This is a genomic window from Microcoleus sp. Aus8_D2 (assembly GCF_036702665.1).
Classification (GTDB): domain Bacteria; phylum Cyanobacteriota; class Cyanobacteriia; order Cyanobacteriales; family Microcoleaceae; genus Microcoleus.
On sequence record NZ_JAUBUN010000054.1, the window covers coordinates 33485 to 45344 of the forward strand.

The 11860-nt window shown below is 46.0% G+C and carries 11 protein-coding genes and 1 pseudogene; 11 read left to right on the top strand and 1 reads right to left on the bottom strand.

What is annotated here, in order from left to right; all coding sequences use genetic code 11:
• Positions 1-85: 85 nt before the first annotated feature.
• The 6 genes from QUB64_RS28730 to QUB64_RS28755 all read left to right on the top strand — a co-directional run bounded on the left by QUB64_RS28730 (position 86) and on the right by QUB64_RS28755 (position 2376).
• Complete coding sequence (locus QUB64_RS28730; RefSeq protein ID WP_333277231.1) at positions 86-346, top strand: hypothetical protein; 261 nt, start codon at positions 86-88, stop codon at positions 344-346.
• Complete coding sequence (locus QUB64_RS28735) at positions 339-704, top strand: hypothetical protein (protein WP_333277233.1); 366 nt, start codon at positions 339-341, stop codon at positions 702-704. Before QUB64_RS28730 ends, QUB64_RS28735 begins: the two co-directional genes overlap by 8 nt.
• A 176-nt stretch (positions 705-880) precedes the next feature.
• Entirely contained in the window at positions 881-1102 is a 222-nt protein-coding gene (gene vapB, locus QUB64_RS28740; RefSeq protein WP_333277235.1) for a type II toxin-antitoxin system VapB family antitoxin, read from the top strand.
• A 1-nt stretch (position 1103) separates the two neighbouring features.
• Positions 1104-1409 (top strand): type II toxin-antitoxin system VapC family toxin, encoded by a 306-nt coding sequence (locus QUB64_RS28745; RefSeq protein WP_333277237.1) that lies wholly within the window; start codon positions 1104-1106, stop codon positions 1407-1409.
• A gap of 332 nt (positions 1410-1741) precedes the next feature.
• Complete coding sequence (locus QUB64_RS28750; RefSeq protein WP_333277239.1) at positions 1742-2014, top strand: hypothetical protein; 273 nt, start codon at positions 1742-1744, stop codon at positions 2012-2014.
• Entirely contained in the window at positions 2011-2376 is a 366-nt protein-coding gene (locus QUB64_RS28755) for a clan AA aspartic protease (protein WP_265239678.1), read from the top strand. The genes QUB64_RS28750 and QUB64_RS28755 overlap by 4 nt, the downstream gene beginning before the upstream one ends.
• 385 nt (positions 2377-2761) lie before the next feature.
• Here QUB64_RS28755 and QUB64_RS28760 read toward each other — a convergent pair whose 3' ends face one another.
• Positions 2762-6268, bottom strand: a complete 3507-nt coding sequence (locus QUB64_RS28760) for a response regulator (RefSeq protein ID WP_333277242.1) — start codon at positions 6266-6268, stop codon at positions 2762-2764.
• A gap of 813 nt (positions 6269-7081) precedes the next feature.
• On the opposite strand from QUB64_RS28760, the gene QUB64_RS28765 reads away from it, so the two are divergent.
• The 5 genes and pseudogenes from QUB64_RS28765 (at position 7082) to QUB64_RS28785 (ending at position 11048) form a co-directional block, all read left to right on the top strand.
• Positions 7082-7378, top strand: a complete 297-nt coding sequence (locus QUB64_RS28765) for a hypothetical protein (protein ID WP_333277244.1) — start codon at positions 7082-7084, stop codon at positions 7376-7378.
• 333 nt (positions 7379-7711) lie between these two features.
• Positions 7712-8353: a GNAT family N-acetyltransferase gene (locus QUB64_RS28770; protein ID WP_333277246.1), complete on the top strand. Its 642-nt coding sequence runs from the start codon at positions 7712-7714 to the stop codon at positions 8351-8353.
• A 989-nt stretch (positions 8354-9342) separates the two neighbouring features.
• Positions 9343-9936, top strand: a pseudogene (locus tag QUB64_RS28775) (IS607 family transposase); the annotation flags it as partial.
• Positions 9933-10304 carry a hypothetical protein gene (locus tag QUB64_RS28780; RefSeq protein ID WP_333277248.1) on the top strand — a complete coding sequence of 124 codons (372 nt, stop codon included), beginning with the start codon at positions 9933-9935 and terminating at the stop codon, positions 10302-10304. The pseudogene QUB64_RS28775 and the gene QUB64_RS28780, both read left to right, overlap by 4 nt.
• A gap of 45 nt (positions 10305-10349) precedes the next feature.
• On the top strand, positions 10350-11048 hold the full coding sequence (locus QUB64_RS28785) for a hypothetical protein (protein WP_333277250.1): 699 nt from the start codon (positions 10350-10352) through the stop codon (positions 11046-11048).
• Positions 11049-11860 lie beyond the last annotated feature (812 nt).

Here is an 11860-nt window from a genome sequence, read left to right on the forward strand (position 1 = left end):
GCGAGATCCCCAGCAAAAAAGGGATCTCGCCCTTATAACCTGAGGAAAGGAAGCTAAACTAGATGTATAATCTTAAATAAACGATATGCCTCTCAGCGAACTTTTACCCACCGTTAGCCAACTATCTCATCTTGATAAACTGCGACTCATTCACTTTCTCCTGCTTGCAGTTGCCAAGGAAGAAGGATGCAGTCTAGAGTCTGCTGAAGATAGTGATTCAAAAAAATTACTCCTGAATCAATTAGCATCAACCCCTGCCACTATCTGGTCTCCACAGGCGGATAGTGAAGGACTGAAAGCATTATCAGGACTTCTAATTGCCGCCCAGGAATCAGCCAATGCTTAATGGTCAAAGATTTGCATTTACAGAACGAATTGATACCCTCGGTCGATCGAGCATTCTGCCATATTTGCCCATCACACTCTCTAATGGCAGCAACTCTGTAGAAGTAATGGCATTATTGGATACAGGCGCGAGTGTCAACGTCCTACCCTATGAGATTGGTATACAACCAGGGGCAATATGGGAAGAACAAACAGTTCCTATTCAGTTGAGCGGGAATTTGGCTAGCAGCGAGGCACGAGGATTGGTGATTTCGGGTGCAGTTGCTCAATTTTCGCCGATCTTACTTGCATTTGCCTGTCCTGCGATCGACAGACGCGCCCGTAATCCTCGGACACCTCAACTTTTTTGCGGAGTTTAATGTCTGTTTTTTTCGTCATGAGTTAGCTTTTGAGGTTTACGCAGTAGAGAAATGAAGAGAGACTGCACAGTCTTTTTAATGCAATCGCCCCAGCAAAAAAGGGATCTCGCCCCTTTGTTAGACTGTAATTATGGTATAATTGGCGAAAATAACCTCGCCAACATAGGACAGAAATTATGCCTATTGACATAGAGATTTTTCAAACTATCGTCAAGATGCCAGAATCTCTAAAAACAGAGATATTGCATTATGCAAAATATCTACTTGAGAAACACGCAAAAAGTGAATCATCTCAAGAAAAGCTTGAAGAACTTCATGGTTATGGCAGTTGGGTCGGTCAGATATTTATGTCAGATGATTTCGACCAGCCACTCGAAGATTTAAAGGAATATATGTAACATGAAATTCCTTTTAGATACTCATGCCTTTCTTTGGTATTTACTTGGCGATTCCAATCTAGGTAGTAAAGCGAAAGAAGCGATTGATGCTAAAACCGATTTGTATTTTAGTATTGCTAGCCTTTGGGAAATGTCTATTAAAATAAATATCGGTAAGCTTCAACTGAATCGACCATTTGAAGATTTGCCGAAGGAATTGCAATACCTTAACGTTCAGATTCTACCAATTACATTTGAAGACACTGAGTTTTATGTAAGTCTTCCTCTCAATCATCGAGATCCGTTCGTTAGCGTAGCGTGCGCTTAGCGCAATCGCATTCTGGTAGCACAGGCGATGAATCATTCTCTTGTTTTAATTAGTTGCGATTCGGCTTTTGATGCTTATCCCATTCAGCGGGTGTGGTCATAATCAATGCGAACATCTTGGAATTGCGAGATCCCTTTCCTACACATTCCCTTAACCCTCGCGTCACCCAACCTGTGTTTCCACTGACAATCCCCTCCATTTCCACCATTTCAAAGGGCGCTGCTTGCACGGAGAGCGTGAAGTATAGCTATCCGGTAGGGCGAGATCCCCAGCAAAAAAGGCCGATCGCCCTCTGCGTTACAATATCAGTGTAGCGATCGCGAGGTGAGACTATGCAAACCATCCTTTTAAGCCGCGCAGAAGTGGCACGGCGCGCAAGACAATTGTACGAAAACAGCATCCGCAAACAAGTCGAGATAGACGAAAACATCGGCAAGATGGTCATCATCGACTTTGAATCAGGAGACTATGAAGTAGATGGAACTGGGTTAAAAGCCGCCCGCAAACTGAGCGCAAAACATCCAAATGCTCGTCTATTTGGCATCCGCATTGGATACAATGTAGCTGTGTCATTCGGTGGAGTCATGGAGCGTGTATACAAATGATTTCGGGTATTGTAACTGATAGACACGCCACCGTAACTTTGACATTTATACTCCCCAACGGCTCAACTTTACCGATCGAATTTGTCATCGATACAGGATTCACAGGAGACCTTTGCTTGCCTCCAGAAGCCGTTTCATTATTAAGGCTACCTTTTATATTCGATCTTCCGGCTAATTTGGCAGACAACAGCGAGGTGTTACTGCCAGTCCATGAAGCCGTTGTCATCTGGGATGGGGAAGAACGGGAAGTTCGTGTAATTGCTACAGGAAGGCGACCATTGCTCGGAACCAGTCTGCTAGACGATCGAGAACTTGTTATTCAGTTCACCGAAGGTGGTTTAGTGACGATCGATGATTTGTAGTCCGTATGTGTTGCCCATCTTACACATTCCCTTAACGCTTGTGTCACCCAACCTCTGTTTCCACTGACAATCCGCTCCATTTCCACCATTTCAAAGGGCGCTGCTTGCACGGAGAGCGTGAAGCATAGCTATCCCGTAGGGCGAGATCCAGCAAAAAAGGGATCTCGCCCCTGACACCAAATACCAAACACTGCAATGAGTCTACGAGGTGCGATCGCCAATCACAACTCATAGATCGAGACTCGTGATACTCAAAGTATCAATATAGAGCTTTCCTCGCTCACCAACCAGGAGAGTATTCGCAACTTTTAGCGACCAAATACCTGCTATCTATAATACCAAATAAACAACTAAGGACTAATGACCAATGACTAAGGACTAAGGACTAATCACAATTCAGCATAAAAGTCAACACTGTTTCATCAATTCCCTTGAGTTGCAGCGGCTTATATTTAACAATTCGATCCTCCTCAACATAATCTGCAACCGCCGCCGAAATCAGCACAGAGTTTGGTTCCGCCACCTCTTGCAAACGGGCAGCAATATTCACGCTCGGCCCGATCGCAGTATAATCCGATCGATCGGGGCCGCCAAACATACCCACTACCGCAGTACCCTGGTGAATACCGCAGCGAAACCGTACCGGAGGCACCCCATTTTCCCCCACAATTCCCTGCTCCAACCAGCGCTCGTTAAGTTGCTTCAGAGTTCGCAGCATTTTGCCAGCAGCAGCTATAGCACGGCGTACTTGCTCGTTAGGCGTTAGTTCTTCCGGCGCGCCAAACAAAGCCATTACTGCATCTCCCACAAACTTATCCACAGTACCGCCGCTGTCAAAAATAGCCTTAGTCATTGCCGCCAAATATTCATTCAACAGCTCAGCTACCCGGCGCGATCGCAACGTATTTGCCATTTGAGTAAAACCGACAATATCGCTAAACAAAATAGTAATCAATCGCGGTTCCGGGCGCAAATCCAAAGCCAAATCTCCAGCCGCTGCGGCTTTCACCATCGACGGCGGCAAAAATCGGCGCAGCACCGACTCAGTTAAATAACTGTTCAACTGCTGCACTCGCCGCTCGTTTTGTTTGAGGGCGATTAAATTCCGCACTTCTGCCAACAATTCGCGATCGTTAAAAGGCTTCGACAAATAAGCATCAGCACCCCGTTCTACCCCTTCAATCCGAGTATCGGCGTCGGCTTTAGCAGTTAGCAAAATTGCCGGAGTTCCCCGCAATTCTTCATCCTGTCGAAGCATCCGAATCAAATCCAAACCCGAGATTACAGGCATCATCAAATCCGTGAGAATTAGATCGGGACGGCGGTTTTTTGCCACGGCAAATCCTTCTTCTCCGTTGCGGGCAAGCAAAACTGCAAAGCCCGAATTTCGCAGAATTTCTGACACATAAAAGCGCAAATCTGGATTGTCATCAACCACCAAAACCGTACCCGCTACTGTTTCGGAATTTATCGGTTCCAGAGCCTCAAAGTTATGATTTTCTGCCTCGTCTTCCGACAAATCAGCCTCCACATCTGCCAGTTCCACCGCTGCTTTGGATGAGTGAAACTCGGCGGGGATTTCTAGTACCCGTTCTGGGGGCAAATGAGTCGAACCGAAGTGCAGCCAAACGGTAAAAGTAGTACCTTCGCCGTAAACTGAATCGACGGAAATTTGACCGCCGTGGAGTTCGACTAATTCTTTGACAAGTGCCAAACCTAAACCGCTGCCTTCGTAGGAACGGCTCGCAGAACCTTCGGCTTGATGAAAGCGCTCGAACAAATAGGGAATTTGTTCGGTGCGAATGCCGATGCCGGTGTCTTTTACTTGCAACAAGCAGTGAGCGCCTGCTGGTTCAACTGTCAGGGTGATTGTTCCGCCTTCTGGGGTGAATTTCACAGCATTTGATAGCAGGTTGTAAATAACTTTGTCAAATCTTTCAATATCCAAATAAAGTAAAGGACAGTCTTGCAGTTGGGTAATTAAGTGCAGTCCTTTTTTCTCGCAGTAGGCGCGGAAAGATTCTGCGGTAGAGTAACAGAAACCGACTAAATCGCACGGGCGAAAACTCGGCTGCATCCGTCCCGCATCGAGGCGCTGCAAGTCCAGCAGTTGATTTACCAAGCGCAGGAGGCGGCGGGAATTGCGCAAGGCGATTACCGCTTGTTCGTAGGGTAAGTCTTCTTTGCGGCCGCAAGCTGATTCCAGAGGGCCGATAGTTAGGGTGAGAGGGGTGCGGAATTCGTGGGAGATATTTTGGAAAAATTCGGTTTTGAGCCGATCGGCTTCCAGAAGTCTTTCTGCCTGCTGTCTGGTAGTCTGGTAGAGGCGCGACTGCTGCACGGCTAGAGCCGCTTGAGTTGCCACTATTTGAGCCAGGTCAATGTCTGAGACGTTCCAGCGGCGGGTGCTGCGATTTTGGCGCAGGGAAATGCTACCGATGATTTTGCCTTCGGAGATTAAAGGAACGACTAACAGTGCCCGGGCTGGCGATCGCACTTGCAGTTCTGTAACATTTAAATCGGGGCGTTCGTTGAGGTCTTCAATCGCCACCGGCTCTTTGGATACCATAACTTGCAGCAGCACCGGATTGCCCCGAATCGGCACCAAAGACTGCGGCAGGGAAGGATGGGCAAAAACCCAGGCGCGAGGGTTCGCAGCATCAGTCTCAGGGGCTGGAGGGTTAGCAACTACCTCTGGATTGTTAAAATCCTGTTTGACAGCCACTGTATCCCTATTTGTGTCGTAGAGACCCACACACTGGACGTATTCATCATCTTCTGTCCACAGAGATAGGGCGCAGCCGTCAACTTGCAAAGCTTGGCCGAGTTGTTGAGTAATCGCTGCAAAAATATTTTGGGGGTCGAGGCTCGATCGAATTGCCGTAGTAATAGTATTGACTAAGGTCTCGCGTTTTGCCAGAGCCCGCACCTGTTCGTAAGCCCGGGCTTGAGAAAGCGCCAAAGCCGCTTGGTCGGCCACCGTAATTACTAACTGTACCTCGTGGTCTTCCCACTGGCGCGGTCGATCGAACTGGTGCAGCGCCAAGACTGCCATCAATTCCATTTGATAAAACAGCGGTACGATCAAGCTCGATCGAATATTCGCAGCTTGGTAAGCCTGCAATCGCTGCTGATTGTCCCAGTTTAAAACTCGATCGTCAGTTTCGGCATCTTGAATCACCTCCACATCTATAGTTTCCCAAACCAACTCCGGCAGCACATCCGCTGAAAGTCCACCGCTAGAAGCATCTCGTCTGGCTTCAGCATCGCCCCGCAACCCTTTAGTTTCCGCCTTCTGGTAAACGAACCACTCATCAGCCACCCGGCCGTCTTGGAAGGGCCGCAGCAGACAGCAACTCACCTCAAACATCTGCCCCACGGTTTCCACAATTCTTTGCAGCATTTGCTGGTAATTGGGAGCCGATCGAATAGTATTGGTAACGGCATAAAGCAGCGATTCTTGCGAGAGAGCCCTGCGCAGTTCATTGGTGCGCGCTTTCAGGAGATTGTGAGTATCAACAGCTTGACTGACAAGAGCTGTGAGTTCTTCAGCATCCCAAGGCTTGGTAACGAATTTGAATACTTTGCCAGCGTTAATAGCTTCAACTAAATCTTCAACATCCGTATAGCCAGTTAAAATAATGCGGATCACGTCGGGGTATTGAGCCGCCGTCAGGCTGAGAAACTCCGTACCGCTCATTTTTGGCATTCGCTGGTCGGAAATAATCACAGCAACTTCTCCCTCTTTTGCCAAAATTTCGAGGGCGGCGGGGCCTGATTCGGCTCTGAGCACTTTATAGTCTCGATGGAAGGTGCGATAAAGCAAGTCGAGGTTATCCGGTTCGTCATCGACGACCAGAATTTTTAGCTTAGGATTTGATTGGGAATTCATGCACCGTTCTCCTGTGCCCCGGGGCAGTTCGATTTAATAAGTCTAGTGAAAGGAAGAATTCGCCGGTTTCAATTGCTGAAGTCATACCCTTTTCGATTTGATATTTGAGATTTTCGATGGGAATGACAGATGACTATCATGGTTGGGAGTTTGCCTACAGTTGCATTATTTTGGGAAACTGGTATCACAATAATTAGTGAATCTAAAGTTGTTGTGAGTGTGCCGAACCATACATCAACCTGGATTTTTGATGTCTAATTTTTCACTTCCTAATTTTTAGATCGCCACCGTTGTCTGTCGTGCACCCCAATTTTATTATTTAATGATATTCACATAAACTATTCTTACGGGAAGTGTCCTTTACCCCTCACCTCCCTGCAGCAGAATAGGAAACACGAATTCGGCACTTTTAACTGCCGTCTGGATATCTCATAATACATAGGAATAACCGTCCTGATTGTGAGTTGATTTGCCTTTCTTTATGTGCTATTTTTGCTCTTCTCCCTATTTGATTGGGTATGTGAAAACTGCCTGTAGCAGGATACAATAGACAACCAACATCTTCGCCAGTTTTTTTGGACCCCAGGTGACAGCAACTTTAACATTCCGCCCTGGATACGGCTTTCCTCTCCGGCGCCTGTGCCCCTGACTGATATTCGGGGGTGGCCCACAGACAACACAGGCGAAGATGTGCGAGTGACGCAATTGCTGTACCATTTTAGTTAGACTTGCACTTTTTCGGCCGCTCGCGGCATTTTTTGTGCCTCCTGCAGACCTTCGACCAGCCAATTACTGCGGCGAAACACCGCAAGCTTGAGCATCCATCTGTTAATCTTAGCTAGGGATGTACTCTGTGGAAACCGGCCAATCGGCTCGATCGAAGTTTTGAAGGTGTCGATCGCGCGCAGCAGAGTAGGGCAGCACAAGATCGAGCCCCTAGCGCCACAGGTAAGGCTAGGAAAGCGAGGGGACGGGCTTGCTGATTGCCCTACTCTGCTGAAAGCTTGGTTGCAGCGCCCTGGTGCAGGTGGCCAACATCCGAGGTGCGATCGCGCGCCCGGTATTAGTCTGGGAGGTCGTGGAGTTTTTCAATTACCCCTGGACGGATAAATTATATTCGATCGGGTATTTCCGCAAGCAGAAAGCGGTAGGGTTCCGGGAACCTGAAATTCAAACCTTTTTGATGGTTTTTAAGATTTTTCCCGCTACCCACAAATCTAGTATCAGCGGATGGCTTTTCATCGATTATAAATTTAGTCTAAAATGCTTAAATACTCTAATATACATCAGATAATCATCAAATAAAGCACAAAAAATGTGATTGTATCGGGCAAATAAACTCGGTCAATAAGTTACATTTCAACATCAGTAAAACATCATTGAAGTAATTAAGATTGGCCGCTTATAAACAGCTTAGAAAAATTAATATAGTGACCTGGAATTGTGAATCCTTCCTTTTTTTCCTCACCGTCTCACGAACAACAAACTCCCGGACTTTCAGGCTTTTCGATCCGGGTAGCTGCGTCGAACGACTTGACGCAGCTGGCCGATATTTTGGCGATGAGCTTTCACTCCCGCGAGGGGTTTGTAGAATGGGTGTATCCGGTGTTGCGTTTGGGCATTTACGAAGATTTAAAAAATCGACTGCGTTCTAAGGCAGAACATTACATTTGTCTGGTTGCTGAGATAGTCTCGCGGGAGGAGGGAACGCAGAATTATCGATCGCACCAAACTCAGTGTATCGCAGGAACAATAGAAATGGCTCTGCGTTCTCGGTTCCCTTGGCAAATCCCGAATTCTGACTATCCTTATTTGTCAAATTTAGCAGTTCACCCGGAGTACCGGCGGCAGGGAGTTGCTCAACAATTGCTGAGCAACTGCGAGGAGACAGCCAGAGAATGGGGATTTTCGGAAATTTACCTCCACGTTCTGGAAAATAATCACGCGGCGCGACAGTTGTACTATCAGGCCGGCTATCGCTTGCAACAAGTGGATTGGCATTGGACTTATTGGCTGTTAGGCCAGCCGCGCCGGATGTTTTTACGCAAGCAGATTTCGCTCTCATCAGCTAAGTATGTAAATTGATAATGGGGAATTGGTAATGGGTAATTGTTAATGGGTAATGAGTTGTAATTTCTGATGATGTCCGATCGCACAACTCTCATAAAATTGTTTGTATAGCCTCGATCGGGAATATGAGGTACGATTGGGTTTTTGGGAAAAAGGTCAACAGTAGACTTATAGCGGTTCTGAGAAAGATGAGGTACGACTGGGCTCCGTGGCCTCCGTGGCCTCCGTGGCCTCCGTGGCCTCCGTGGCCTCCGTGGGCATACCTCACTACGCGATCGAACCGCTATATATCATGTCCGGTGTGCGATTCGTTTAGCCTAAATGGATAGGTATTCCTATCCAGGGATGGTTAGCCTGACTCCGAGGAGTCAGTGATAACTGATTACATTTCGCTCGTGAGACATTAAGTCAAGTCCCAGGGAGCAGGTGCAGCGGTAAAAGCATATCCCCTATGTTGTTAGGTAGCAACTAACAGGATAAAGCGGGGATAAAAGGCAGAAATACTCTTAGCCGAATGGGGTAGCTGTCGAGCCAGAACTTATGCGTAGCGAAAGCAAAAATGTGTCTGAACCACCGTTATGATAGATGGTCAAACGGCTGTTAGACGCCCGCCAAAAGGCAAGGATAGGGCATAAGCAATTATCGGATTGACTGATCGGCACTGCCCATAAACGGGCGTGGAAAGCATTACGCTGTCATGTTCAACCAATGTGTAATCGGAACGAAGTAAAGCTCTCACAGCCCTTGATAACACAAGTAGGTTGCTAGCCGTAAGCTGTGAGTGTGAGGGATGGTTGCAGAAGCTAAAGCTCTACTGTAATGGCAGAGATCTGCTGACAGCGCCGGGTGGTGTAAAAGATCAAGACTAAGTAACCCTTTAAAAGCCTAATGCCACAGAAAAATCTGATGGTGGGCTCTAGGGGCTAACGACTGTTCGCAGATATCTAGCTAAATCACATTAAATCTACTCATTTACACGGAGCTATAGTTAGTATTGGAGCAAGTTAAGTAGATCAGAAGCGGCAAAACTAAAAGGAGTAAGCGTTTCAACGTTAAGACGTTGGGAGGCAGAAGGAAAAATAGTGCCTGAGCGGACTGAGAATGGTCATCGTCGGTACGATATGGCAACTCTGCTAGGGATTAAAGCAGAACTGTCCTACACCATTGGATATTGCCGAGTTTCAAGCCACGACCAAAAAGAAGATCTACTTCGGCAGAAACAAGTAGTAGAATTATTCTGTGCCCAGAATGGTTGGCAGTTCGAGATTATTGACGATCTAGGAAGTGGCTTAAATTACAACAAAAAAGGTTGAAAACGTTTAATTAGATTAATCGTTGACTCGAAAGTAGAAAGATTAGTTATCACACATAAAGATAGACTACTTAGATTTGGTAGTGAATAGATATTCAGTCTGTGTGAACATTTTGGTACGGAGGTCGTGATTATCAACCGCACCGAAGATAGTAGTTTCTAGGAAGATTTAGCGACTGATGTGTTAGAAATTATTACGGTTTTTTCTGCAAGGCTTTATGGTAGTCGCAGTCATAAAAATAGAAAGATAGTCGATGAGTTAAAGGAGCTAGCCCTGAAGCTATGACTATCCTAGCTTACTGTAAAGGTTTACCCACGCCAATTGACGAATTGACACATCTTGGCTTAACTGATTTCGAGTTATTTCTATTTGATTATTCTGCGATATCAGATCGTGCCACAGTAGAGACAGTTAATCATTTACTTGGTCTAGAAGGAAAGTTTGATAAATCTAAATGGAATACTCACTTACAAAAAGCCTACGGAATAAGTAAACGTCATGCTGGTGGTATTATTGCCCATTCTGAAGGGAAAGTATCGTCAGCAAAGGAATGTAGAATCCGCCAGCTCAAGCAGCTAGAATCTCAACTCAAGTCAGCTAGGCAATGGGTAAGTAAAGCCGAGAAAAAAGTTAAATTAGCTCGCAAATTTTAGGCCAATAAAAACTGGCAAAACTCTAAAATTGGCTGTATTTTTCCGTTGGCTATATCTCTAGAGAGTAAGAAGACTAACTGGCATAAACTTAAATTTACTATTCACTACAAGCAACGTTATATTCACAAACTCGCACAGCAGATTAAATGTTTAAAAGCTGCGGGAGTTAGAGTTAAAGTCTCTCGCAGTGAAGTATTCATCGTTGGTTCTAAGGATGAAAGTTATGTCAATCAAGTTGGTCAATGGGATGGTGACATTATCAAGTTTCGAGTTCCATACTCTCGGGAATCAAAGTATGGTAAATATGTTGAATCAAAGATTGGAAACTTTGACCGCAATATTAACAGATTACCAGAAGTGGGAGCTAAAACCTGGCACTTCTACCGTAAAGATTATAGATGGGTAGTGGCCCTCCTATTCACTCCTGCGCCTGTCGAGAGGGTCAGCCGACCAATTCAATATGGTTGTATTGGTATCGATAGGAACCCAGGCTCTATTGGTTGGGCTTATGTCGATACTGAAGGTAATCTTCAAGCATCAGGCACAATTCCTCTTTCCCAGGGTTTATCTACTGGAAAACAGGATGCTCAAATTGTCGATGCTTGCTGTCAATTGGCAGTTTTAGCATCTTGTTTTGCCTGTCCAATAGTTGGCGAAAATCTAGATTTTACTGCGAAGAAAACCCAGTTAAGAGAACGTGGCAAGAAATATGCCAGAATGCTATACCCTTTCTCAGAAAGATGAGGTACTTGACGGCCAAACCGGCCAAACCGGCCAAACCGGCCAAACCGGCCAAACCGGCCAAACCGGCCAAACCGGCCAAACCGGCCAAACCGGGCTATCCTCACCACGCTTGAGAACCGCTATATCACAATGGGCTTACAGTCGTTTCTATCATCTACTAGAGTCGATTTTATCTAATCGTGGTATCTCTTTGTTTAAGCGAAATCCAGCTTATACCAGCTTAATTGGTCTGGTTAAGTACGCTCGAATGTATGGCTTGTCCTCTGACATTGCCGCGGCCATTGCAATCGCTAGAAGGGGCATGAATTTTAGTGAAAGATTACCGCGCTCCAAGTCCGCCTATCTGGGGGTGAACCCTCGAAAGCACGTGTGGAACGCGTTACATCAACTGAATAGATTTATTGGTCGTTGCGATCTAGTTAATCGTAGACACGATTACTACAGCGTCTCTAACTGGGGTTCGGTGGTTAAGCTTAATGTCGAGTAGCAATACCGGATATTAGGCAAGCGCAAGCGTTACCGATTTTCGACAAACAAGTTACACCGTAGACTTATACCTTTTTGATTTGCATATAGGTAGGTTTAGATAGGTTTTTATAAGCGGTAAAAGGAAAACTATCAAGCGGTAGAAATCATCTCATGATGCGATCGTACTGTATCCATAATCAGGATTACATCACTCAGAAGCCGTGTGCGGTGAAAATCGCTCTTCCCGGTTTTGTAGGAGAGATGGTAGAAGACGTGCGACATGAAGTCGTGCGATTAGTGGAATCTATTCCACAAGAACTGAGGAGCCTTCTCCTCCAGGAAAT